Annotated in this window: 18 protein-coding genes and 1 pseudogene; 11 read left to right on the plus strand and 8 right to left on the minus strand. The window is 72.3% G+C overall.

The genetic code is table 11. The annotated features are described in order from the left end of the window. Nucleotides 1–159 precede the first annotated feature (159 nt). Complete coding sequence (locus ACIBH1_RS14940; protein ID WP_397314274.1) at nucleotides 160–624, plus strand: winged helix-turn-helix transcriptional regulator; 465 nt, start codon at nucleotides 160–162, stop codon at nucleotides 622–624. A gap of 106 nt (nucleotides 625–730) precedes the next feature. On the opposite strand, the gene ACIBH1_RS14945 is transcribed toward ACIBH1_RS14940, so the two are convergent. Beyond that, complete coding sequence (locus ACIBH1_RS14945; RefSeq protein WP_397314275.1) at nucleotides 731–2,191, minus strand: hypothetical protein; 1,461 nt, start codon at nucleotides 2,189–2,191, stop codon at nucleotides 731–733. A gap of 105 nt (nucleotides 2,192–2,296) precedes the next feature. On the opposite strand from ACIBH1_RS14945, the gene ACIBH1_RS14950 reads away from it, so the two are divergent. Beyond that, nucleotides 2,297–4,162, plus strand: a complete 1,866-nt coding sequence (locus tag ACIBH1_RS14950) for a primary-amine oxidase (protein WP_397314276.1) — start codon at nucleotides 2,297–2,299, stop codon at nucleotides 4,160–4,162. A gap of 7 nt (nucleotides 4,163–4,169) precedes the next feature. On the opposite strand, the gene ACIBH1_RS14955 is transcribed toward ACIBH1_RS14950, so the two are convergent. The 5 genes from ACIBH1_RS14955 to ACIBH1_RS14975 all read right to left on the minus strand — a co-directional run bounded on the left by ACIBH1_RS14955 (nucleotide 4,170) and on the right by ACIBH1_RS14975 (nucleotide 11,700). Next, nucleotides 4,170–4,562 (minus strand): hypothetical protein, encoded by a 393-nt coding sequence (locus tag ACIBH1_RS14955; protein WP_397314277.1) that lies wholly within the window; start codon nucleotides 4,560–4,562, stop codon nucleotides 4,170–4,172. A gap of 94 nt (nucleotides 4,563–4,656) precedes the next feature. Next, on the minus strand, nucleotides 4,657–5,595 hold the full coding sequence (locus tag ACIBH1_RS14960) for a hypothetical protein (protein ID WP_397314278.1): 939 nt from the start codon (nucleotides 5,593–5,595) through the stop codon (nucleotides 4,657–4,659). Beyond that, on the minus strand, nucleotides 5,592–8,810 hold the full coding sequence (locus ACIBH1_RS14965; protein ID WP_397314279.1) for an AAA family ATPase: 3,219 nt from the start codon (nucleotides 8,808–8,810) through the stop codon (nucleotides 5,592–5,594). The genes ACIBH1_RS14960 and ACIBH1_RS14965 overlap by 4 nt, the downstream gene beginning before the upstream one ends. Then, the gene (locus ACIBH1_RS14970) at nucleotides 8,807–9,937 is read right to left on the minus strand and encodes an exonuclease SbcCD subunit D (RefSeq protein ID WP_397314280.1); all 1,131 of its coding nucleotides are present in this window, start codon (nucleotides 9,935–9,937) and stop codon (nucleotides 8,807–8,809) included. Before ACIBH1_RS14970 ends, ACIBH1_RS14965 begins: the two co-directional genes overlap by 4 nt. A gap of 17 nt (nucleotides 9,938–9,954) precedes the next feature. Beyond that, complete coding sequence (locus ACIBH1_RS14975) at nucleotides 9,955–11,700, minus strand: ATP-binding protein (RefSeq protein WP_397314282.1); 1,746 nt, start codon at nucleotides 11,698–11,700, stop codon at nucleotides 9,955–9,957. Nucleotides 11,701–11,858: 158 nt separating this feature from the next. On the opposite strand from ACIBH1_RS14975, the gene ACIBH1_RS14980 reads away from it, so the two are divergent. The 5 genes from ACIBH1_RS14980 (at nucleotide 11,859) to ACIBH1_RS15000 (ending at nucleotide 18,873) form a co-directional block, all read left to right on the plus strand. After that, entirely contained in the window at nucleotides 11,859–13,931 is a 2,073-nt protein-coding gene (locus ACIBH1_RS14980; RefSeq protein WP_397314283.1) for a prolyl oligopeptidase family serine peptidase, read from the plus strand. Between the two features lie 60 nt (nucleotides 13,932–13,991). Then, the gene (locus tag ACIBH1_RS14985; protein WP_397314284.1) at nucleotides 13,992–15,074 is read left to right on the plus strand and encodes a hypothetical protein; all 1,083 of its coding nucleotides are present in this window, start codon (nucleotides 13,992–13,994) and stop codon (nucleotides 15,072–15,074) included. A gap of 61 nt (nucleotides 15,075–15,135) precedes the next feature. After that, the gene (locus ACIBH1_RS14990) at nucleotides 15,136–15,864 is read left to right on the plus strand and encodes a peptidylprolyl isomerase (protein ID WP_397314285.1); all 729 of its coding nucleotides are present in this window, start codon (nucleotides 15,136–15,138) and stop codon (nucleotides 15,862–15,864) included. 136 nt (nucleotides 15,865–16,000) lie between these two features. Continuing rightward, the gene (locus ACIBH1_RS14995) at nucleotides 16,001–17,179 is read left to right on the plus strand and encodes a cytochrome P450 (RefSeq protein ID WP_397314286.1); all 1,179 of its coding nucleotides are present in this window, start codon (nucleotides 16,001–16,003) and stop codon (nucleotides 17,177–17,179) included. After that, nucleotides 17,176–18,873, plus strand: a complete 1,698-nt coding sequence (locus ACIBH1_RS15000) for an IlvD/Edd family dehydratase (RefSeq protein WP_397314287.1) — start codon at nucleotides 17,176–17,178, stop codon at nucleotides 18,871–18,873. The genes ACIBH1_RS14995 and ACIBH1_RS15000 overlap by 4 nt, the downstream gene beginning before the upstream one ends. Here ACIBH1_RS15000 and ACIBH1_RS15005 read toward each other — a convergent pair. Continuing rightward, nucleotides 18,870–19,832 carry a nucleoside hydrolase gene (locus tag ACIBH1_RS15005; protein ID WP_397314288.1) on the minus strand — a complete coding sequence of 321 codons (963 nt, stop codon included), beginning with the start codon at nucleotides 19,830–19,832 and terminating at the stop codon, nucleotides 18,870–18,872. The two genes, ACIBH1_RS15000 and ACIBH1_RS15005, sit on opposite strands and share 4 nt — an antisense overlap. Before the next feature lie 47 nt (nucleotides 19,833–19,879). On the opposite strand from ACIBH1_RS15005, the gene ACIBH1_RS15010 reads away from it, so the two are divergent. The 4 genes and pseudogenes from ACIBH1_RS15010 (at nucleotide 19,880) to ACIBH1_RS15025 (ending at nucleotide 22,189) form a co-directional block, all read left to right on the plus strand. Beyond that, complete coding sequence (locus ACIBH1_RS15010) at nucleotides 19,880–20,785, plus strand: ribokinase (protein WP_397314289.1); 906 nt, start codon at nucleotides 19,880–19,882, stop codon at nucleotides 20,783–20,785. Continuing rightward, entirely contained in the window at nucleotides 20,782–21,441 is a 660-nt protein-coding gene (gene deoC, locus ACIBH1_RS15015; protein WP_397314290.1) for a deoxyribose-phosphate aldolase, read from the plus strand. Before ACIBH1_RS15010 ends, deoC begins: the two co-directional genes overlap by 4 nt. A gap of 58 nt (nucleotides 21,442–21,499) precedes the next feature. Next, nucleotides 21,500–21,667, plus strand: a pseudogene (locus ACIBH1_RS15020) (GntR family transcriptional regulator); the annotation flags it as partial. Between the two features lie 21 nt (nucleotides 21,668–21,688). Further along, nucleotides 21,689–22,189, plus strand: coding sequence for a GntR family transcriptional regulator (locus ACIBH1_RS15025; protein WP_397314291.1), 501 nt, complete (start codon nucleotides 21,689–21,691; stop codon nucleotides 22,187–22,189). Here ACIBH1_RS15025 and ACIBH1_RS15030 read toward each other — a convergent pair. After that, on the minus strand, nucleotides 22,167–24,077 hold the full coding sequence (locus ACIBH1_RS15030; RefSeq protein WP_397314292.1) for an Ig domain-containing protein: 1,911 nt from the start codon (nucleotides 24,075–24,077) through the stop codon (nucleotides 22,167–22,169). The genes ACIBH1_RS15025 and ACIBH1_RS15030 overlap by 23 nt on opposite strands. Between the last annotated feature and the right edge of the window lie 4 nt (nucleotides 24,078–24,081).

Consider the following 24,081-nt stretch of genomic DNA (forward strand, 5'->3'; position numbering starts at 1 on the left):
CCTAGAGCGGCGACCTGAGGTCGCGAACCCCTGGCGGGTGACGCAGGAAGCCTGGGGAGTGGGAAACTCGTGGGGCGAGGGGTGGTGGACAGTGACGGTGTCCATCACCCCTCCGCTTCGTCAGGGTTGGGTTTCCAAACTCGCCCTACCATGGAGCCCATGACCGCTCCACGCCCCTGCTCGATCGCGGACACCCTCGCCGTCGTGGGTGAGAAGTACTCCCTACTGGTCCTGCGCGAGGTCTTCCTCGGGGTCCGGCGCTTCGACGCGATGGTGCGCGCCATCGGCGCCCCGCGCGACGTGCTGGCCGCCCGGCTGAAGCACCTGGTCGAGGCGGGGGTGCTGGAGAAGGTCGCCTACAGCGAGCGGCCACCGCGCCACGAGTACGTGCCGACGGCGGCCGGGCTGGAGCTGCAGGGAGTGCTGCACCTGCTGCGGCAGTGGGGCGACCGGCACCTGGCCGTCCGGCCCCCGCTGGTGCTCGGCCACGACTGCGGCGCGGAGCTCGACCCGCTGGTGGTGTGCGCGCACTGCCGGCAGCCGGTCACCCCGCAGTCGGTGAGCCTGCCGTCGCCATTGCCGCCGTCGTCATTGCCGCCGTCGTCATTGCCGCCGTCGCCATAGCCGCCGTCGCCATAGCCGCCGTCGCCATAGCCGCCCCGCCAAAGCCCCCCGCCAAAGCCGCCCCGCCGAAGCCGCCTCGCCATCGGCGCCGTCCGCCGCCGGCCGTTCACAATCGCCTGGTGAAGTCGAGCGCCTCGGCGATCTCGGGGTGGGTGTCGTTGATCATGAGCAGGTGCTCGCGCAGCCGCGCCGACTGCTCCGGGTCCAGCCCGCCCAGCGTGCCGTACGCCTCCAGCAGCGCCTGGGCCGCCTCGATGAGGGTCGCGTCGCTCCGCAGGAGCCCGAGACCCAGCCGTTCCAGGGCGACGGCCAGTTCCCGGCGCGAGTGCGGCCGGCCGGCGTTCAGCAGGCCGCGCCGCAGGTCGACGGTCTGGCGCAGCAGGTAGGTCCGGTCGTTGTCCGGCTGCGGTGAGGTCGTCAGCTCCAGCAGCTCGGCGTGGACCATGCGCACGGCGGGGTCGGGCGTGGCCAGGCAGCGCTGCATCAGGTCCATCGACAGCCTGATCGCCTCCAGCCCGTCGCCCCGCTGCTGGGCGAGCCGGATGAGCGCGAGCATGGCCCTGCCGATCTCGGCGACCCTGAGCGGCAGGCGTGGCAGGCTTTCGAGCAGCTCGACCGCCTCCTGGAGGTCGGCGCGCCGGCCGCAGCCGGCGAGGGCCATGGCCAGCGCGTGGGTGCTTCCCGGCAGGCGGCGGAAGAGCGAGACCGCCTCCTGGTGCTCGCCGCGTTCGTGCAGCAGCGCGGCCTGGGCGTAGGCGCGCACGTGGCCTTCGCGTGCCTGCACGGCCGCCCGCGCCCTGATGCGGACCGCCAGCGAGCGTGCCTCGTCCAGCTCGGGGTCGCCGGGCAGCCGGCAGACGGACAGCAGGCTGTCGGCGAGATCGATCATCACCAGCCGGTCGATGGAGTCGTGGGTGGCGGCCGCGGCGGACAGGTACATGGCCAGGGCGTGCTCGCGCGGGCGTGTCGTCTGCGGGCAGGCACGCCTGATCTGGACGGTGCGCAGCTTCACCTCGCCTTTGTCGCCGGTCTCCAGCAGGTTCGCGCACAGGATCAGCCCGGCCTCCACGTAGGCGGGATGGTCGGCCGCCCAGGCGTCCTCGAAGGCGCGCAGGGCGTCCCTGGCGATCTTCACCGAGTGCTCGCGGCGGCCCAGGCGGTGCAGGATCCTGGCATGGGTGGTCATGGCCACCGCCTGGTCGGCACGGCTCAGGCGGGCGGCGGCCCGCAGGGCCAGCACGCGGGCGCGCTCGAGTTCGCCCAGGTCCAGCAGCACCTCAGCGCGGAAGGCGTCGAGCTCGGGCGGGGTGGGCCGGTAGATCGCCTCGAACAGGCTCGCGGCCAGCTCGGCGCTGTCGGCGGCCTCGGCGAGCTCCCCCACGGCACGCTGCAACCGCGCGTGAGCGGTCAGCTGGGCCGATACGGCCACGATCCTGGTCTGGTCGGCGGCTTCCAGGGGGTCGCTGCTGCCGTAGGCGCAGCCCACGGCCCACTTGCTCGCGTGCAGCGCGTCGGCCCAGCGCCCGTCGGCGAGCGCGTCGTCGGCCACCCGCCGTAACTGATCCACCTGCGTGACATAACTCACAACGGCCCCCTTTCTCAGTAGACGAGACAGACCCCCGGTGAAGTTTCCATCTATCTGAATTGGCAGCATTCGTCGTAGTTTGATCCGGTGACGCATCCCCTTGATCGGCTGACCGCCGACGAGTTCACGGCCGCACGGGAGTTACTCACGCGCGAGGGGCTCGTCGGGGAATCCACCCGCCTGCCGTACCTGGGCCTGGAGGAACCGGCCAAGGAGCAGGTGCTCGGCCACAAGGACGGCGACCCGGTGGACCGGCGGGTGCGTGCCGTGCTGCTCGACCTGGACACCGGACGGGCGCGGACCGTGCTGGCGTCGCTGACCCGCTCGGCGGTCGACCACGTCGCCGAGATCTCCTCCGGGCAGCCGCCGGTGCTGCTGGAGGAGTACCCGCTCGTCGAGGAGATCGTCAAGGCCGATCCCCGCTTCGCGCAGGCCATGGCCAGGCGCGGCGTCACGGACCTCGACCTGGTGCGGGTCGCGCCGCTGTCCGCGGGCGACTACGGCATCGAGGGCGAGCGCGGGCGCCGCATGCTGCGCTCGCTCATGTTCCTGCAGCACCGGCCCGACGACCACGCCTGGGCGCACCCCATCGACGGGGTCGTCGCCTACGTCGACCTCATCGGGCGGCGCGTCGCCGAGTTCCACGACCACCAGGTCTTCCCCGTGCCGGTCGAGGAGGGCAACTACGACCGGCACCCGCACACGCGCGACACGCTGAAACCGATCGAGATCACCCAGCCCGACGGGCCCTCCTTCGCCGTCGACGGCGATGTGGTGAGCTGGGAGAACTGGCGCTTCCGCATCGGGTTCGACGCCCGCGAGGGGCTCGTCCTGCACCAGCTCTCCTTCCACGAGCGGCCCATCGTCTACCGCGCCTCGATCGCCGAGATGGTCGTGCCGTACGGCGACCCCAGCCCGACCCGCTTCTGGCAGAACTACTTCGACGCCGGCGAATACCTGCTCGGCGCCGCGGTCAACTCGCTCAAGCTCGGCTGCGACTGCCTCGGCGAGATCCGCTACTTCGACGCCGTGCTCCCCGAAGGCGACGGCACGCCCCGCGTCGTGGAGAACGCCGTCTGCCTGCACGAGGAGGACCACGGCATCCTCTGGAAGCACACCGACCTCTACACCGAGGCCGCCGAGACCCGCCGCCAGCGGCGCCTGGTCATCTCCTTCTTCGTCACCGTCGGCAACTACGACTACGGCTTCTACTGGTACCTCTACCTCGACGGCGCCATCCAGCTGGAGGTCAAGGCCACCGGCGTGCTCTTCACCGCCGCCCAGGTCGAGGACAGCCCGTACGCCACCCCGATCGCCCCAGGACTGGCCGCGCCGTACCACCAGCACCTGTACTGCGCGCGCCTCGACATGATGCTCGACGGCCCCGCCAACACGGTCGTCGAGCAGGAGGTCGAGCGCCTGCCGATCGGGCCCGCCAATCCGTACGGCAACGCCTTCACGCGCAGGCTCACCCCGCTCGCCACGGAATCGCAGGCGCAGCGGGACGCCGACCCCCTGCGCGACCGCGTCTGGCGCATCACCAACCCCGGCTCGCTCAACCGGCTCGGCCAGCCCGTCTCCTACGTGCTGCACCCGCAAGGACGGCCGGTCCTGCTGGCCGCCGACGAGTCGTCGATCAGCGGCCGGGCGGCGTTCGCCACCCACCACCTGTGGGTCACCCGCTACCACCCCGACGAGCGGTACCCCGCGGGCGAGTTCGTCAACCAGAGCTCACCCGGCCAGGGCCTGCCGTCGTACGCCGCCGCCGACCGGCCCCTGGAAGGGGAGGACCTGGTGGTCTGGCACACCTTCGGCAGCACCCACCTGCCCCGGCCGGAGGACTGGCCGATCATGCCGGTCGACACCTGCGGCTTCACGCTCAGGCCGTCGGGATTCTTCGACCGCAACCCGACGCTCGACGTGCCCGCCACGGCCGCGCGCCACTGCCACTGAGCCGGCCCTACGCCTCGTCGATCACGCACTTGCCGCCGCTCCAGCCGGTGAACCACTCCAGATTGGCGGCCGACATCCAGCCCTTGTAGTAGTTGTCGCCGTACCTCGTCCAGCCGTAGTACCACTTGTTGCCGTAGTCGTTGTACATGTAGCAGCTCAGCTCCAGCTTGTCCCCGCCCCACATCAGCACCGAATTCCCGCAATGGGAGTAGGGCGCCTTCTTCAGGTTGAACTTGGAGGTCCACTGGTCGCCCTTGATGACGGCGAAACCGTCGGTGGTGTCCGGGGGCCATTCGGGCGCGCTGCACGCGGGTGCGGCACTGGCGGGGGCGGCGGTCACGCAGAGCCCGGTGAGCGCCACCGCCGCCGCGGCGGAGAGATGGGTGATCGTTCGTTTCATGCGCCACATGGTCCGGCATCGATCTTGAGCCCGCATACAGCGGAAGGTTGATTCCGCCTACCGCGTCGCGGTGGAGTTCGCCGGGACGAGCCGCTCAGCCCCGGGCGGCCGAACGCAGGGCGCGGTACATCAGCTGAGGATCGCCCAGATAGTGGCGCAGCAGCTTCTCCAGCCCGCCGATCGGCACCAGGTTCTGCGGGGCCCGAGGATCCTTGTACGGCACGCCCGCCAGCGGAAGCAGCGCCAGCGTGATCGCGTCGGCGAGCCGTACGACCTGCTCCGAGCTCAGATCGGCCCCCGCCTCGCACCGCGCGATGCCCGCCCACGGCGCCGTCGAGGTGACGGGCAGGCGCAGATACCACGCGTGGCGCCGCCAGCTGGTGCCCATGAGGAAGACCGGGGTGCGCTGGCCCGAGGCGAGCGCGCCCACCACGGCCGACTGGGGCGCGGGCAGGTAGGAGATGTGGTGCGTCTTGATGTAGCCCACCGTGTCGGCCAGGTGGGTGCGGCCGCGCAGGGGGCCGTCGACCAGCAGCAGGTCGCTGCCCTCCCGGCGGTGGCGCACGGAGAGCTCGAGCTCCAGCTGCGTCACCTGGCGCTGCAGGGCCAGCGACAGCGACTCCATGCTCGAATCGGTCGCCTGGGCGGGCTGGAAGGTGGCGTGCCGGGTCTTGACCTCGGGTGTGTCGGGCGCGGCGCTGATCAGCGAGCGGCGCACCTCGATCTCGGCCAGGTCGGCGCCGTCGGGGCCGCAGCGCACGATCCCCGCGGCGTAGGAGGCGGCGATGCCCGGCAGCGGCATCGGCTCGCCGTGCACCCAGACCCGCGCGTCGATGCGGCGCACCCCGTCGGCGACCAGGAGCGTCTCGGGAGCGCCGCCGCGAGGGGTGACCGGCGACCAGTCCTCGGGCGCCGCCTCGACGCCCAGCTCCAGCTCCGCACTGGTGGAGCCGCGCTCGGTCATCGCCTCCACCGACATGGCGGCGGCGTAACCGGGATCCCAGGGATCGATGCTGAACTCGCTCACGCTCACGTGTCAATTCTCCGCAGATGGGAGCCGGTGGTGTCGCGATTGACGGCGAAACGCACCGGCACCCGGTCGGCCAGCGCCTGCACGTGGGTGACCACGCCGACCATGCGTTCCTGACCGGCGGCCAGGCGTTCGAGCGTGGCGGCCACGGTGTCGAGGGTGGCGGGGTCAAGGGTGCCGAAGCCCTCGTCGAGGAAGATCGAGTCGAGGCCTCTGGCGACCGTGCCCGACAGGGCCAGGGCCAGGGCGAGGGCCGCCTGGAAGGTCTCGCCGCCGCTCAGCGTGCGGGCGCTGCGCCGCATGCCCGCCTCGGCGTGGTCGATGACCTCGATCTCGCTCTTGTCGCCCAGCTCCAGTTCGTACTGGCCGTCGGAGAGCTCGCGCAGCGTCTCGGAGGCGGTGGCGACCAGGACGGCGAGGGCCTCGGCGCAGAGCCAGCGTTCGAAGGCGTTGGCGCGCAGGCGCAGGGCCAGCTCGTGGGCCACGCCCGCTTCGCGCTCCTTGTCGGCGATCATGCGGTCGAGCTCGGTGATCTTGGCCAGGTCTTCGCGCAGCCGCTCCAGCAGCCCCTCTGCCCGCGCCAGCGCCGTGGCGACGGCCGCGGCCAGCTGATCGGGGTGCCCGGCCGCGGGGACGGCGTGTTCGTCGAGGCGGGCGCGCAGGTGCTTCACCTGCTGCTCGCGCAGCTCCGCCAGGGCCGACAACGACTGCTCGGTCTCGTCCGCCCTGGCACGGGCGGCGGTGCCGACCCGGTTGCGCCAGGTGATCAGGTCCTGCCAGGCGGCGTGCAGGTCGGCCCGGTCGACCGGCGGCGCCGCCTCGTCGCCCAGGCCGAGCACCATCAGCTTGTCGCGTGCCGTACCGAGCGCCGCCCAGGCCTCCTCCGCGCGCCGCGACACCAGGGCCGCCGCCTTGCGCAGCTCCTCGAGCTCGGCCCGGCACGCGCGCGCCGCCTTCCTGGCCGCGGCGGCCCGCTTGTCGGCCTCGACCACGGCGGTCAGCCGCGACGTCAGGTCGGCGCGGTCGGCGCCGTCGGGCAGCGCCGAACGGTGCTGGGCCAGCTCCGCCTCCAGCCGGGCGACCTGCGCGGCCAGCTCGGAGGCGAGACGGGCCGCCTGGTCGGCCAGGTCCTGCTCGCGGCGGGCGAGCTGGGCGGCCAGCTCCTGCTCGCGACGCGTCAGCTGCTCGGCCACCTCGCGCTCGCGGCGGGCCAGGCGTTGCGCGGTCTCGGTTTCGAGCTTGGCGTGCTGCTGGGTGGTCTCGGCCGTCAACCTGGCGAGCCGGTCGGCCTGCTCGCGCTCCTGCCTGGCGAGGTGTTCGGCAAGCTCGCGGGCGGAGCGGGCGGCCTGCTCGGCCAGTTCGCCCTCCAGGCGGGCGGCGCGGTCCGAGAGCATGGCGGCGGAGGTCTGGGCCTGGGTGAGCGCGCTCCTGGCCCGCTCGTCGTCAGTGCGCGCCTTCTTCAGCGCCCGCTCGGCATCGGCCAGCGCCGCCCGCCCACCGTCCCCGCCGTCCCCGCCCACCTGCCGCCGCCCAGCCCCAGCGACCTTGCCACCCCGCCCCGCCGCGGCATCGGCCTCTCCGGCCCGGCGTGATGTGACATCAGCCGCCCCGATCCGCTCCGACGTGACATCGGCCGGGGTGGCTGGCCGCGACGCCGCGTCAGCGGCCGGGGCGCCTCGCTCCCGCGTGGCATCCACGGCCCGGCCCGGTGTGGCGTCGGCCGGCGTCGGTAGGTCGTGGACCCGCTGGTGGCAGACCGGGCAGGGCTCGCCCGCGACGAGCCGGCCCGCGAGGTCGGCCGCCGCGTGGGCGTGGCGGAGCCGGTCGTGGGCGGCCTGCGCCTCCTCCAGCGCCTGCGCCGCGCCCCGAGCCGCCGCCGTCAGCCGCTCCAGCGAAGCGTCCGCGGCCGCAGCCTGGGTGCGGGAGTCGGCGAGCGACCGCTCCCCCTGGCGGCGCGCCTGCTCGGCGGCGCGTTCCCCGTGGGTGCGGGCCTCCGTCAGGGCCCGTTCCGCCGCGGTGCGCGCGTCGGCCAGGGACCGTTGCCCGTCGGTGCGCGACGACGCCAGCGACCCTTCGGCCTGCGCCTTCTCCTGGGCGAGTGTCTGGGCGGCCCGCGCGCGGGTCTCCTCCAGCGCGGCGGCGGTGTCGCGGCGTGCCTGCTCCAGCGTGGTGCGCGCCGACTCGCGCGCCTGCGCCAGCGACCGCTCCGAAGTGGCGCGCGCCTCGGCGGCGGCGACGGCGAGCCGTTCGACGGTGTCGAGCGAAGCCAGCGCGGCGGTGAGCTCGGCCCGGTCGCCCAGCCCCGCCAGGGCGGCCTCGGCGTCGTGCTCGGCCTCGGTCAGCCCGGCCAGGCGCGTTTCCGCCGTGGCCACGTCGTCGGCGTGTTGTTTGGCGGAGGCGGCCAGGGTGGGCACCTCGGGCGGCATGGTCAGCGCCCGCAGCTCGGCCAGCCGCCCGGTGAGCTCGGTCAGCTCGCGTTTGGTGCGTTCGAGTTCGGCGTCGCGGGCGCGCAGCAGCTCCAGTTCGGCGGCGATGTCGCGTTGCAGGTCGCGCAGCGCGGTGACCTTGGCCGCCGCCTCCTCCTCGGCCTGCGGGGTGGCGGTGAACTCGGCGCGCTGCTCGCGCGCGTGGAGGGCGGCCTGGCGTGAGGAGTCTTCCTCGCGGGTGGCCTTCATGCGGATCTCGTTGTAGACCTCGGCGTCGAGCAGCTGCACCAGCAGGTCCTGGCGCTCGTTGGGCTTGGCGTGCAGGAACTCGGCGAAGCGCCCCTGCGGCAGCACGACGCACTGGGTGAAGAACTTGTATTCGAGCCCGGTCAGCCGCTGCACCTCGGCGGTGACGTTCTCGCCCTCGGCCAGGGAGCGCACGACGTCGTCCCAGTCGTCGCGCAGCTCTTCGAGGCGCGCCTCCCTGGTGCGCACGACTCCCTTGGCGTCGCGGGCCATGGCCCTGACCACGCCGTATCGTCTGCCGCCGCTCTCGAAGATCAGCCCCACCTTGCCGCCGGTCGCCGAGGGGGCGAGCGCGTGGGCGATGGCGTTCTCGCGCCCCCAGCGCGGCACGGTGCCGTAGAGCGCGAAGCAGATCGCGTCGATGACCGTGCTCTTGCCGGCGCCGGTGGGCCCGACGAGGGCGAAGTATTCGACGTCGGAGAAGTCGACGGTCAGCGGCTCGCGGAAGCTGCCGAAGTTTTCGAGGGTCAGCAGGAGGGGCCTCATGCGCCTGTCACCTCGTCGTGCAGCCGGTCGAACAGGGTCGCGACCTGCTCGTCGTAGCGTTTGGTCGCGGTCAGGTAGTCGCGGAACAACTCGCCGGGCGGCTTGGCGGTGGCCCCTGCCTGCCGTACGGCACGCACGGGGCGGAACCGCTCGTCGAGCACCACGTCGATGGTGTTGGGCAGCAGTTCGCGAACCTGGTCGGCCAGCCCGACGCGCGGCTGCTCGGCCACGACCACGCGCAGCCAGTCGTCGCCGGTGTCGAGCGCTTCGAGCTCGGCCAGGCTGCCCTTGACGGTGCGCAGGCGGCGGGCCTGCTCGAAGAGCAGCTCGCTGACCACGGCGGGTCGCCCTGGTTGCACGTCGACCAGCAGCGCGCCGGGCAGGTTGCCCTCTTCGCCGAAGTCGACGGCGATGGGCGAGCCGGAGTACCAGATGGGGCAGGGGCCGGGGATCTGCTGGCGGCGGTGCAGATGGCCGAGCGCGGCGTACTGGGTGGTGGAGGGGAAGACGGTGGGTTCGAAATAGTAGGAGAAGACGGACTGCGCCTCGCGTTCGCCGCCGCCGAACCGGCCGCCGGGCAGGGTGCCGTGGGTGGTGACCAGGTTGACCGTGTCGCCGGCGAATCCGGCGGTGAGCGCGCCGACGAGCTCGCCGATGCGGGCGGCGTAGTCGCGGTTGTGCTCGATGGCGGTGCCGCTGAGCACCTCGGCGGCCCGCACCACGTAGCGGTGGGAGAGGAAGGGCAGGACGGCCAGGCGCACGGGTTCGCCGGTGCGGGCGGTGAACTCGACGGGGGTGCGGCGGAAGGAGCCGACGACGTGCACGCCGAGCGCGCCGAGCAGCGGCCGGTAGACCTCGAACAGCTGCGGGTTGTCGTGGTTGCCCGCCAGGACGACGACGTCGCGCCCGTCTTCGTGGAGCGCCATGAGCGCGGGCAGCACCAGCGACTGGGCCTCGGGCGTGGGCGCGGAGGTGTCGAACAGGTCTCCGGCCACGATGACGGCGTCGACGTCGTGCTCGCGGGCGGCGCCCACCAGCTCGCGCAGCACCGCCCGGTGCTCGTCGGCCCGGGAGCGGCCCTTGAGCACCTTGCCCACGTGCCAGTCGGCGGTGTGCAGGATCTTCACGAACGATGCTCCTGTGGTCAGAAGGGCGGGATGTCGTCCTCTTCGGGCAGCCCGGCGAAGGGATTGCCCGTGAGCTTGGCTGGTTCGGCGGCCTCGGAGGGCCGGGTGGCCCAGGCGGGGAAGGGGAAAGCCACGGCGAGCGGGACGGGGATCTCCGGCTGGGCCACGAACATGGTGCCCGGTTTGGCGATGGTCGCCCGGTCGCGGACGGTGGGCGGCAGCCAGCCGTACTCCGACCTGGCCGCCTCGGCGGGGTCGAGGCGGCCGGCGACGCGGATCGCGCTGTTGGAGACGATGCGCCGCTCGACCTCGGAGGCGGTCTGCTGGGCACCGATGAGGATGACGCCGAGGGAGCGTCCGCGCTCGGCGACGTCGAGGAGGATCTCCTTGATGGGCGAGTCGCCCTCGCGCGGCGCGTACTTGTTGAGCTCGTCGAGCACCACGAACAGCAGCGGCTTGGCGGTGCCGGACGACTCCTTGCGGTGGAACTCGCCGCGCAGCACCACGCCCACGACGAATCGCTGCGCCCGCTCGGGCAGGTTGTGCAGGTCGACGATGGAGACCTGGGCGTCGGAGGTGCGGATGGAGTGGCCGCGGTAGAACGGCAGGTCGCCGCGGACGATCGGCGACAGGGGCCGCACGGCGCTGCGCAGGCGGCGTAGGAAGGCGTTGACGGTGCCGAGCGGGGTGGTGGCGCCGGTCCACTCGCGCCGCTCGTCTTCGTCCGTGAGCTGGTCGGAGATGAGCTCGACGAGGTCGGAGAAGGTGCGGCACGAGGTGCCCCTGACGCGCACGGCGCCGCCGTCGCCGACCGGTTCCGCCCAGCTCTGCAGCCGGGCGGCGACCTGGCCGACGAGCAGGGAGTATCCCGCGCGCTCGTCGTCGGAGTCGGCGAAGACGAAGCGCAGCAGCTCTTCCTGGCAGAACTCCACGAGGGTCCAGTAGAAGGCGCTGACGCCGTGGGTGCGCGCCGAGACGTGGGGCACGCCGTTGGGGTCGTTGGGCCGCGGCGGGGCGAAGACGTGGACGCTGCCGAAGGGCTGGGCGGGCAGGCCGAGCCTGGTGTAGTCGCCCGGGCCGGTCAGCTTGGTGTTGGGGTGGTCGAGGAAGAGCAGGTCTTCGCCCTTGACCGAGAAGATCAGCGCCTTGGTGTTGGCCGACTCCCCGCCGAGCACGCCCGAGTTGAAGATGGAGTAGAGCAGGAAGGTCGCGAAGGAGGTCTTGGTCGCCACGCCCGAGACGCCGGAGATCGAGACGTGGGCGCCGCGGGTGCCGTCCATGAAGTCGAAGTTGAGGTAGAGCGGGCGCCCGTCGCGGCCGGTGCCGATGGGGATGCGGCGGTCCATGACGTCGAAGTAGAGCGCCTGGTCGCGGTCGGTGCTCTCGGCCAGGAACACCTTCTCGCCCGGCAGCGGCGGCACGAACACCTCGGGCTCGACCCGGGTGACGCGCACCTCGGCGACCTCCACGACCGCCGCGGGCAGCGCGCCGTCGGCGATGAGGAAGACGTCGCTGTCGAACGCGGCCCCCTCGTGCCTGGCCTCGACGGTGGTCACCACCCCGGCGACCAGGATGGGGCCGTGGCCGGGCACGTCGCGCCTGGTCACCACCACGTCGTCGAGTTGCACGACCTTGCCCGGCTCCAGGCCGATCCAGAACGACAGGGGCGAGGCGGCCTGGGTGCCGAGCACCCTGCCCACGGCCACCCCGATGGGGGCGCGCCCATCGGCTCCCTCATGTCGCTCGGTCACATCAGCTGTCACAGGTCGCAGCGTAACCGGTGCTCCCGACGATTCCCGTCCGCGCAATGCCAGGCGGGTATGCCCGAAGGGTCCCCAGATCGTTGTCAATTCTGCCTTGACTGGTCGTCGCCACTCTGAGTAAATGACATTTCACTCCATCGAGGATGGAGGGCGCGAAAGTGCAGGACTACCCCTATCCCGACGCTCCCCGGTCCGACGCGGTCGAGCGCCTCCACGGCAAGACGCTCACCGATCCCTACCGGTGGCTGGAAGATCCGCATTCCGCCGAGTCACGCGGCTGGCTGGCGGCGCAGGAGTCGTTGTGGCGCCGCCACGCCGGGACGATCCCCCATGACTCGCCCGTCCTGACAAGGATCGGCCAGGCGGCGGGCGCGGGCCTGGTCACCTCCCCGAGATGGCGCGGCCGTCACCGGTTTCACCTGCGGCGCACGGCGGGACAGGCCCATCCCGTGTTGTTCCGCGACGGCCACCCGCTCCTCGATCCGAACCTGCTCGACCCCGACGGCAGGGTGTCGCTGCTCGCCTGGCATCCCGACGCCGAGGGGCGCAGGGTCGCCTGCCAGTTCGCCCGCTCCACCGCGGCCCAGCCCGCGCTCTACATCGTCGACGCCGACACCGGCCAGGTGATCGACGGGCCCATGCTCGGCTGCGGGCCGTCGCTGGCCTGGCCGCCCGGCGGCGCCTGCTTCTTCTACACGCGGGCGGGCCACGTCCTGCGCCACCGGATCGGCGCGCCCGCGCGCGACGACGTGCGCATCACCGGCGAGCCGGGCGACTACCGCCTGGCGGCCTCCGACGACGGGCGGTGGGTGATCCTCACCAACGTCACCGCCTCGGGCGACGACGTCTGGCTGATCGATCCGCTCGAACCCGACACGCCGTCTACCGGGGTCGATCCGCTCGAACCCGACACGCCATCAGCCAGGGTCGATCCGCTCGAACCCGGCACGCCGTCTGCCAGGGTCGATCCGCTCGGACCCGGCGCGCCGCGTGCCGTACACGTGGGGCTGGACGCCCGCGCCACGGTCTCGGTCGGTCCCGACGGCCGGGTCTACGTCATGACCACGATGGGCGCGGCGCGCGGCAGGCTCTGCGTGGCGGACGCGGCCACGCCCGGCCAGTGGCGCGAGCTGGTCGCCGAGGATCCGCGGGCGACGCTGACCGGGTTCGCGGTGCTCGACGGCCCGGCGCTCGGCCGTCCCGTCCTGCTGGTGAGCCACACCCGCGACGCGATCTCCGAGCTGGCCCTGCACGACCTGCTGACCGGCACCCGCCTGCGGCCCGTCTCCCTGCCCGGCGCCGGCAGCACCGGGCCGCTGGTCACCCGCGCCCGGCCCGCCTACGAGGCGTTCTTCACCTACACCGACCACGTCACGCCGCCCGCCATCCTGCGCTTCGACGCCCGCGACCGTGGCGTCGAGACGTGGATGCAGGCGCCGGGCGCCGTCGGCCACGAGCCCGTGACCGGGCACCGGGTCACCTGCACCTCGCGCGACGGCACGCGGATCCCGCTGACCATCCTGGCCAGGCGCGACCTGCGCGGCCCGCGACCGGCCATCCTGTACGGCTTCGGCGCCTTCGGCATCCCGCTCACCCCGGCCTACTCCAGCCAGGTGCTGCCGTGGCTGGAGGCGGGCGGCGTCTTCGCCCTGGCCGGGGTGCGAGGGGGTGGCGAGGGCGGGCCCGGCTGGCACGAGGCGGCCCGGCGGGGCACGAAGCAGCGCTCGTTCGACGACCTCATCGCCGCCGCCCAGGCCATGGTCGAGCTGGGCTGGACCACGCCCGACCGGCTGGGCCTGTGCGGCGAGTCCCATGGCGGGCTGCTGGTCGGCGCGGTGATCACCCAGCGGCCCGAGTTGTGCGCGGCCGCGGTGCTGGTCGAGCCGGTGCTCGACATGGTCAGGTACGAGCACTCGCCTTGGGCGGCCGAGTGGCGTGAGGAGTACGGCAGCGCCGACGACCCGGTGGAGCTGTCGTGGCTGCTGTCCTACTCCCCCTATCACCACGTCGAACCGGGCGTGGCCTACCCGGCGACGCTCTTCGTCGTCCAGCGCGACGGGTCGCGGGCCGACGCCATGCACGCACGCAAGATGTGCGCGGCGATGCAGGCGGCCACAACGAGCCGCCGGCCGGTCCTGTTGCGGCACGAGCGCGGACGCGGCTCCGACTGCCTCGCCCGCGACCTGCTGTCGTTCATGGGCGCCCACACCGGACTGATCTCCCCGGCGTGAGGGATCCGCCTCCCCCACATGGGGGAGGTCCGGCCGCGGCGCCGCCGCGAGGCTGGGGTCATGACGATCGACAGCACTCCCCGGGTGACGACGAACGAACGGGCTCCGGCCGTGCGGCGGTGGCCCGCGCGGGTCACCTACCTGGCGGCCCTGTGGTCCCTGGCCTACGGCGTGCTCGGCCTCGTGTGGACCTTCGGCGGCGGCGGCTTCCCCTTCGGCGTCGGTGATCGGGAGGCCGAGTTGTCGCTCCTGGCCGGGCTGACCCCGCAGGCGGGCGGCCCGGTCGTCGCGGCGGCCGGCCTGGGCGGCGCGCTCGTGGCGGTGCTGATGGCGCGCGGCCGCGGCCCGCGCCCGCTGCTGCTCGGCTTCGCGGTGGTCATGGCCGTCGGGCTGGCTGTGGTGATCCCCGACTACCGGGTGCTGATGCTGGTGGCCTACGCGCCCATCCTGCTCGTCGCCCTCCCCTTCGGCCTGCTCCCCATCGATCCGGCGCTCGCCCTGGCCTGGCCGCGGATCAACCTGCTGATCGTGACGGCGGGCGGCATCCTGTGGGGCGTGGCCGCCCTGGCCTACCGCCGGCGTACGGCAGGCGCCTGCGTCAGCTGCGGCCGCCGCGACACCCTGGCCCACCACCACTGGACCACGCCGCAGGCCGCCCGCCGCTGGGGCTTCTGGGCCGTGCACGTCGCCGCGCTCGTCCCCGAGATCTACGGCGTCACCCGCTATGCCTGGGCTCTGGGCATCCCCCTCGGCATGGACGCGCAGACGCACGCTGAGGGAGCCGAGAGCGGCCTGTGGCTGGTGGGCGCCTTCCTTGGCGTGCTGGGCACGCTGGGCGCGATCCTCACCATCGGGCTGAACCGCCCGTGGAGCGAGATCTGGCCGCGATGGGTGCCGTGGCTGCGCGGCAGGCGGGTGCCGACCATGTTCCCGGTGATCTTCGCGGGCATCGTCAGCGTCGTGGTCATGTCGGCCGGGCTGATGTTCTGGTGGCAGACCCTGCGCACCGGCTTCGACTGGGCGAACTGGGCCATGGCCGGCCCGCAGTTGTTGTGGCCGCTGTGGGGCTTGGCCCTGGCCGTCGCCGCCTACGGTTACTACTTGCGCACCAGGGGCACCTGCCGTACCTGCGGCCGCTCTTGACGCCCACAGCGAGATCGACTAGATGTCAGAGGGCCCCCGACTCACCCCCTCCGGAGGACTCATGCGACTCGCCTTGGCAGCGTTGACCACAGCTTCGCTGCTCACGGTCGGCGCCCTGCCCGCCTCGGCCACCACCCCGGCCGCCGAGCGACCGCCGAAGACCACCAAGGGCCCCTGCGCCTACACCGAGACCCCCGACGACCCCGCGGTGCGCAAGGTGCACCTGCCGCCGGACCCGCGCCGCACCCCGTCCAAGCCGGTCAAGGTGGTCTTGGAGACCAACCACGGCGACATCACCCTCTCGCTCGACCCGGCCAAGGCGCCCTGCACCGTGCAGAGCTTCGTGCACCTGGTGCGCCACCGCTTCTACGACCGCACCTCCTGCCACCGCCTGACGGCCTACGACCGGCTCAAGGTGCTGCAGTGCGGCGACCCGAGCTTCACCGGCTCCGGCGGTCCCGGTTACCGCTACAAGGACGAGCTGCCGACCGACCTGCCGGCGTGGCCGGGCGACCCGACGGGCGAGCGCCGCACCTACGCCCGGGGCCTGCTGGCCATGGCCAACGCGGGGCCCGACACCAACGGCAGCCAGTTCTTCCTCGTCTACGGCGACTCCGGCCTGCGGCCGGCGTACACCGTGTTCGGCACCGTCGACGCGAAGGGGCTGGCGGTCCTCGACCGCATCGCGGCCGGCGGCATCCAGCCGGTCCCCGACGGGCCCACGCCGCCGGTCGACGGCCTGCCGGTGCTGCCCGCCGACATCCGCGACGCCCGGATCAGCCACCGCTGACGTGCGGGGTGACGCGGGCGGCTGCGGGCCGCCCGCGTCCGGTTCCGGACGGTGACGAAGGCCGGACGGTTACGAATGCGCGGGAAATGCTTAATCTCGATGAGAGATGCCGCATCCGCCCCGCGATGGGAGCATGATGAGCGCCGAGATCGTGCCCGGCCCCCTGGGAACCCCCTGTCCCGACTTCGTCAGGCGCCGGGAGTCGGCGCCCCTGGATCCGGCGCTCCTGCCGAGCGGCGATCTCGTGCCGCTGGCGGTGCGATACGCCGACGTCCGGGCGCTGCTCGGCTCGCCCGTCTCCAGCCGCAACCTGCGCTCACCCGGGCTGCCCCGGCTGGTCAGCGGGCGTTCCATCGACGACGACCCCGACTCCCTGATCAACCAGGATCCGCCCGAGCACACCCGATACCGGCGGATCATGTTCGGCGCGTTCACCCCCCAGCAGGCAGAGCGCTGGCGTCCCCAGGTCGCGGAACTGGCCGAGGAGCTGCTCGACGGCCTCGGCCCGAGGTTCGACCTGATGCGCGACTTCGGCATCCAGCTGACGATCCGGATGATCTGCCGGGTGCTGGGCGTCTCGGAGGAGCACCGCGAGCGCTTCATCGAGTACACCGCCCTGTTCCTGTCGACCTCGACCGCCTCGCAGGAGTCGCGGATGCGCGGCTACCAGGAGTTCATCGCCTTCTGCGCCGAGCTCGTGGCCCGCCATCGCGCGGAGCCCGGCGACGACCTCATCGACCAGCTCATCCAGGCGCGCGACGAGGGCGACAGGCTCACCGAGGGCGAGCTGGTCAACACCGTCCAGGCGCTGATCGCGGCGGGCTACGAGACGACCGCCTCGATGATCTCCAAGGGCATGCTGCGCCTGCTGACCCATCCGGACCAGTGGGCCGAGCTGGTGGCCGACCCGAAGCTCGCGGCGGCCGCGGCCGAGGAGGTGCTGCGCTACGACGGCCCGCCCGCCAGCGCGTTCATGCGGCGCGTGACCGCCGACGTCGAGATCCCCAGCGGGAGGCTGGCCGCAGGCGCGGTGGTGCTGCCGCACATCAACGCCGCCAACCACGACCCCGAGGTCTTCGCCGAGCCCGAGAGGTTCGACATCCACCGTTTCGGCGCCGGCCCACCCCATCACCTGGCCTTCGGGTACGGCGCGCACCGCTGCCTGGCCGCGGCCCTGGCCAGGGTGGAGCTCGTGGAGGCGCTGCGCGCGCTGGCCACCAAGCGCCCGGGGCTGCGCCTGGCCGTCGCGCCCGAGGAGATCCGGTGGACCGACGGCCTGGTCCACGCCCCGCTCACGCTCCCGGTCGACTCGTGAGAAGCGCCCACTGGTACGGCGGCGCCGACCGCAACGGCTACATCCACCGGGCCTGGATGCGCCGCGGCCTGCCCGGTCACGCCTTCGACGGCCGCCCGCACATCGCCATCGCCAACACCGCCTCCGCGTTCACCCCGTGCAACGCCCACCTCGGCGAGGTGGCGGCGAGCGTGGCCAACGGCGTCTACGAGGCCGGCGGCATCCCCCTGGAGCTGCCGGTGCTGTCGCTGGGCGAGACCAATGTGCGCCCGACCGCGATGTTGTGGCGCAACCTGGCCGCGATGGCGGCGGAGGAGATGTTCCGCGCCAACCCGATCGACGGCCTGGTCCTGCTCGGCGGCTGCGACAAGACGATCCCCTCGCTGCTCATGGCGGCCGCCTCGGTCGACCTGCCCGCCGTGGTGGTGCCGGGCGGTCCGATGCTGACCGGCACCTTCCGTGGGGTATTGCTGGGCTGCGGCACGGACGTGTGGCGGCTGAGCGAGGAGGTCCGGGCGGGCACCCTCTCGCAGGCGCAGTTCAGCGCCTCGGAGTCGTCGATGATCCGCAGCAAGGGACACTGCAACACGATGGGCACCGCCTCGACCATGGCCTTCATGGCCGAGGCGCTCGGCATGACCGTGCCGGGCATGGCCGGGACTCCGGCGCCCGACTCGCGGCTGCTGGAGGGCGCCCACGCGAGCGGGCGGCTGGCCGTGGAGCTGGTGGCCCAGGACAGGACACCGAGCCGGATCATGACCCGCGCGTCGTTCCTCAACGCCATCGTCGCGCTGGCGGCGATCGGCGGCTCCACCAACGCGGTCGTGCACCTGCTGGCCGTCGCCGGGCGGCTGGGCGTACGGCTGTCGCTGGACGACTTCGACCGCACGGGTTCGGGTGTGCCCCTCCTGGTGGACCTGCAGCCGGCCGGGCGGCACCTGATGGAGGACCTGCACAGGGCGGGCGGATTCCTCGCGGTGCTGCGCGAGGTGCGCGACCTGCTCGACGCGTCCCCGATCACGGTGACGGGCGGGCCTCTGACGGAGTATCTGGACGAGGCGGCCATCTGGGACCAGGAGGTCATCAGGCCCAGGGACCGGCCGCTGCTCGACGACGCGGGCATCGCCGTCCTCCGAGGCAATCTGGCCCCCGACGGCGCGGTCATCAAGCCCGCGGCGGCCTCCGCGTCGTTGTTGCGTCACCGGGGACGCGCCGTCGTCTTCGACAGCGTCGAGGACGTGCGCGCCCGGCTCAACGATCCCGCGCTCGACGTCGACGAGAGCTCGGTGCTGGTGCTGCGCGGCTGCGGGCCGCGCGGCTATCCGGGCATGCCCGAGGTCGCCAACCTGCCGCTGCCTCCCAAGCTGCTGGCCAAGGGGGTGCGCGACATGGTCCGCGTGTGCGACGGGCGGATGAGCGGCACCGCCTACGGCACGGTCGTGCTGCATGTCGCGCCGGAGGCGGCGGCGGGCGGGCCGCTCGCGCTGGTCCGCGAGGGCGACCCGATCGTCCTCGACGTCGAGGCCCGCCGCATCGACGTGGACGTGCCCGAGGCCGAGCTCCTGGCGCGCAAGCCCGTCCAGCAGGGCTTCGCCTCACCCGTGCGCGGCTGGCAGCGCCTCTACATCGACCACGTCACCCAGGCCGACACCGGCTGCGACCTGGACTTCCTCATCGGCTCCAGCGGCCACGAGGTCGACAGGGAGTCACACTAGAAGGAGATCTTCCTGTTGGGCTTGGTCTCGATGGAGAGCAGGCCCTTCAGGTAGGAGTAGAAGCCCTCGGCGTCGATCTCCTCCACGACGGTGGCGTTGGCGGGCAGGCCGTGCACGCCCCACGACATCGCCGAGTAGCCGCGCGTCAGCTCGCCGCCGGTCTCGACGTCGACGTGGTAGCGCGAGGCCCGCCGTACGAGCTCGGGGTGGAAGAGCACGGCGGAGGTCAGCGAGTCGGGGTGGGTGGTGCCGTCGATGCCGACGCTGCGGTCGAACTCGAGGGTGGCGGCGCACACGCGGGTGAAGAAGTCCGACAGCGGGGTGCCGAGCGCGGCGATCGCGTCGAGGCGCTCCTGGCCGAAGACGGCCTGGCGCAGCGTGAGCGGGTCCCACGGGATGACGGTGACGTCGAAGCCCGCCGCGAAGACGGTCTTGGCCGCCTCGGGGTCGACGTAGAAGTTGAACTCGGCGGCGGCGGTGATGTTGCCGCGGCCGTTGTTGGAGCCGCCCATGACGTAGAGGGTCTTGACGTTCCGCGCGAAGCCGGGGTCCTTGACGACGGCCATGGCGATGTTGGTGAGCGGCCCGATGGCCACGACCGACAACTCGCCGGGCGACTCGGCGGTCAGGCGGATCAGGGCGTCGACGGCGTGCTCGGCCTCCGGCGAGAGGCCGGACACGTCCATGTCGAGACCGCCCGCGCCGTCACCGTGCACGTTCTCGGCGCTCTCCCATTGGCGCACCATCGGCCGGCGGCAACCCAGGTGGATCGGGATCTCGCCCAGGCGGCCCGTCACGTTGAGCGTCAGGTAGGCGTTGCGCACCTGGCGCTCGAAGCCCACGTTCCCGGCGACCATCGTGATCGCGCGCAGGTCGGCCACGGGGTCGAGCAGCGCGGTGATCAACGCGACGCAGTCGTCCTGCGCGGTGTCGGTATCGATGATCAACGGGACAGTCATGTGCGCTCCATTTTCACGATTTGTCTATCTATGTCTACCATATGTCTATGCGACTAGCTGTGGTGGGGAGTTACGGGGCCGGGCTGACCATGCGCGTCCCCCGCATGCCCGAGGCCGGGGAGACACTACCGGGCGGCGTGTTCGCCGCCGGACCCGGCGGCAAGGGCTCCAACCAGGCCATCGGCGCCGCCCGCCTGGGCGCGGAGGTCTCCTTCCTCACCGCACTCGGCCCCGACGCCTTCGCGCAGGAGGCCAGGCGGCTGTGGGAGGCCGAGGGCGTCTCCGCGACCGTGGTCGAGGCCTCGGCCGCCACCATGGTCGGCGTCATCCTGGTCGAGGAGGGCGGCGAGAACCGCATCGTCATCGCCCCCGGCGCCCTCGACGAGCTGCGGCCCGAGCACGTGGCCGCCTTCGCCCCGCGGATCGCCGCCGCCGACCTCGTGCTGGTGTGCAACGAGATCCCGCGGGACGTGGTCTCGGCGACCCTGCGCACCGCCCGCGCCCACGGCGTGCGCACCCTGCTCAACCCCGCCCCGGCGCGCGAGCTGCCCGCGGAGGACCGCCCGCTCGTCGACTTCCTGACCCCGAACCTCGGTGAGGCCCGGGTCCTGACCGGCCAGACCGGCTCCGATCCCGGCGAGCTCCTCGACGCCCTGCGCGCCGCCTTCCCCGCCACCACCATCATCCTGACCTGCGGCTCGGCCGGAGCCTACGTCGACGACGGCGCCGAGAGGTTCCACGTCGGCCCGGTGCCGCCCGCCCGCGTCGTCGACACGACAGGCGCGGGCGACGCCTTCACCGCCGCCCTGGCCGTCTCGATCGACCGCCCGCTGCGCGAGGCCGTGCGTTTCGCGGCCGCGGGCGGCGCCCACGCCGTCTCCCAGCACGAAGCGATCCCCGGACTCGGCCGGATCGCCGACCTCGAAGCCCTTCTGAAAGGCGAAGACTCGTGAACCTCGCTCCCTACATCCAGCACACGGCCATCGAGGCCGGCCTCACCAGGGACGACATCGTCCGCCACTGCGAGGAGGCCGCGCAGTACGGCTTCAACGCCGCGATGATCCCCGCCTCCTGGGTGCCGCTTGCCGCCGAGGTGCTGCGCGGCACCGGGGTCGCGGTCGCCTCCGCGCTGGACTTCCCGATCGTGGGCGTCATGACCTCGGCGGGCAAGGTCGCCGAGGCGCGGGCCATCGCCGAGGCCGGGGCCGACCAGCTCGACATGGGTGTGCAGGTGGGCTGGCTGCGCAGCGGCATGGACAAGGAGTTCCACGACGACATCGCGGGCGTGGTGGCCGCGGGCATCCCGGTGAAGGTCATGCTGGAGCTGCCGCTGCTCACCGAGGCCGAGAAGGAGCGTGCCGTCGAGCTGTCGATGGAGGCGGGCGCCGCCTACCTGAAGAACGCCAGTAGCGGTTCGGTGGAAATCGCCAATACGGGTAGCATCTCCTGGCTGGCCGCCCGCGTGCGCGACGGCGTGCAGGTGAAGGCCTCCGGCGGCATCAAGAGCGCCGAGCAGGCCCGCGAGCTGCTGGCGGCCGGCGCGACCCTGCTGGGCACCAGCGCCGGGATCAGCATCGTCAAGGGCGAGACCGCGGAGGGCTCCTATTAACGACACGGGCCTGGCCACGGAGATCTCCCGGGGGACAGGAGAGCCGCTCCACCTGCAGATCGAGCGGGCCATCCGCGAGCGCATCGTCTCCGGCCGCTGGCCGGCGCGCTTCAAGCTGCCCGCGGAGCCCGCGCTCGCCGCCGAGCTGGGCGTCAACCGCGGCACGGTCCGCAAGGCGCTGGCCGTCCTGACCGAGGACGGCCTGCTCACCCAGACCCGCGGCCGCGGCACGTTCGTGGCGGCGGGCGTGGCCGAGCCGGGCATCGCCCAGCGGCTGCGCTCGCTCACCGAGGACTTCCGCGACCAGGGCTACGTGCTCACCCCCGAGGTGCTCAGCTCGCGGCTGGAGCGCCTGCCGCTCCCGGTCGCGGCCATCCTCGGCGTCCCCGCCAACGCCCCCGCGCTGCGCCTGGTCCGCGTCTTCCACTGCCAGGACGGGCCGCTGGCCTACCTGGTCAACCACGTGCGCGCCGACCTGTGCCCGGGCATCGAGAACGTCGACTTCGGCTCCTCCTCGCTCTTCGACACCCTGGAGAGCGTGTACGGCCTGCGCATAGCCGAGGGCCGGCGCACCTTCAGCGCGGAGCCCGCCCGCGAGGAGGTGGCCGAGTCCCTCGGCCTGACGCCCGGCTTCCCCGTGCTCTACCTGGAGCAGGTGACGTACGCGGCCGACGGCCGGGCGGTGGAGTACTCAGAGGTGTGGATCAACAGCGTCCACGCCAAGATCACGTCCCACCTCGAACGCTGACCTCCAGGAGCCCGACCGAGGAGCTCCCCGTGCTGTTCAGCACGACGCGCAGCCTCGTCGTAGCCACCGGGGAGAACGTGACGGTGTTGTACTGGTTCTTGGCCAGCGGATAGCTGCCGGGGATGTCGACGTAGGCGCTGCCGTTCCAGTACTGCAGCTTCCACGACGCGGGCATGTCGATCCCCTGCTCGTCGTCGAAGAAGTACACGTCGGCACGGTTGACGTTCTGCGCCGACGACCAGGTCAGCTCCGCCCACTGCTGGCCCGACTGCGGCCAGGTGCCCCACCGCGTCCCCTGGTTGGTGCCGGGGATGTTGGAACTGGCGGGGTCGCCTCCGGTGTTGATGGCCGCGCAGCTCTCCCACGCCGAGGTGTAGGAGCAGGTCGGCGTCGCCGACAACGCGAGGTTGGGGCTTCCGCCGCCGAAGGTGAAGGTCCTGGTCACCGGGGTGCTCCTGCGGTCGTAATCGCGCAGCTCCACCGTGAAGGTCCCCGACGTGGCCGTCGGGGTGCCGCTGATGACGCCGGTGAACCGGTCGAGCGTGAGCCCGGCGGGCAGCGCGCCGCTCGTGACGCGCCAGTCGTAGAACGGCACGCCGCCGCGCGCGGCCAGCGTCTGGCTGTACGGCTGGCCGGCGACGGGAGCCGGCAGCGAGGTGGTCACGATCGACGGCGCCAGGAACGGCGTCAGGTTCTTGTTGACCTTCCATCCCGCGTTCTCCGCCACCAGCAGCGCCAGCTTGGTCAGCATCCACCGCCGCGTGGGGAACATGTGCGTCCACCCGCCGCTCTGCCCGCTGAGCCGGTCCCAGGAGGACTGGGTGCCGGGGATGTGGTAGCTGCTGTCGAGCGGCACGGCGGAGCCGTGGTAGTTGATCACTTCCTGGTCGTTGGCCCCGGAGGTGCTGACGTAGTTGCGCATGCCCGCCCAGTCGCTGTGGAAGGCGACCGCGTGGCCGTACTCATGCATGACCAGCCCGTGCACGTCGAGCACGGAACCGGCGATGTCGGTCCGCCACCAGTCCTCGTCGGCGAGCGAGGTGAACAGCTGCTTGCCCGCCTCGTCGTACTCGAAGATCATCGCGGTGGAGCGGTGGATCGGGCCGGGATCCTGCACGCCGTTGTGCCGGTGGTAGGTGCCGTTGTTGGCCGGATACCCCGTGGAGTAGGGCGTCTGGATGCCGCGGAAGAACACGTACATCCCGTTGTAGGCCTGGTTGTTGGTGACGTTGATGGTGTTCTGCCAGTCGTTGCCCGGCAGGTGGTTCGACTCGGCCCCGGCGGCGACGGTGTCGTACGGCGTGAGCTCGAAGAAGCGGAACCAGTCCTTGACGGCCTCCTCCGCGGCGGTGCGGAAGGCGGCGTTGTTGAAGTAGCCGGTGATGGTGTCGTAGCGGTAGTCGAAGACGATCGGGATCGTCGGCTGGATCGCCGTCTTCTCGTCCTGCTGGACCCTGATCGGCATCGACTGGGCGAGGGTGGCGCCGGAGTTGTCGCGGATGTTCAGCCGCAGCGTGTACTGTTCGTCGTTGCCCGGCCCGCGCTTGGAGTGGATGGCCAGCCGGAAGAGCTTGGACTCCGACGCGTTGGCGAAGGTCAGCGTCTTCGTCGCGCCGGTCGCGGTGAGCTGGCTGGGCAGGTCCATCATCAGCCGGGAGGTGCCCTCGGCCTTCAGGTCGACGGTCACGGGGAAGACGGCGTCCTGCGGCGGGCGCACGGTCAGCTCGACGTAGGGGTTGGCCAGGTAGCCCTGCCAGTCGACGAGCTTGACGCCGTAGGAGTTGACGTTGCGGCCGAAGATGTCGACGACCTGGGCGGAGGAGATGGCGTGCGCGGGCCTTACCAGGGTGCATAAGACGAGGAGGAGTGCCATGATCAGGCGTTTCACGTGA

It is taken from the genome of Nonomuraea sp. NPDC050663 (assembly GCF_044456985.1).
Classification (GTDB): domain Bacteria; phylum Actinomycetota; class Actinomycetes; order Streptosporangiales; family Streptosporangiaceae; genus Nonomuraea.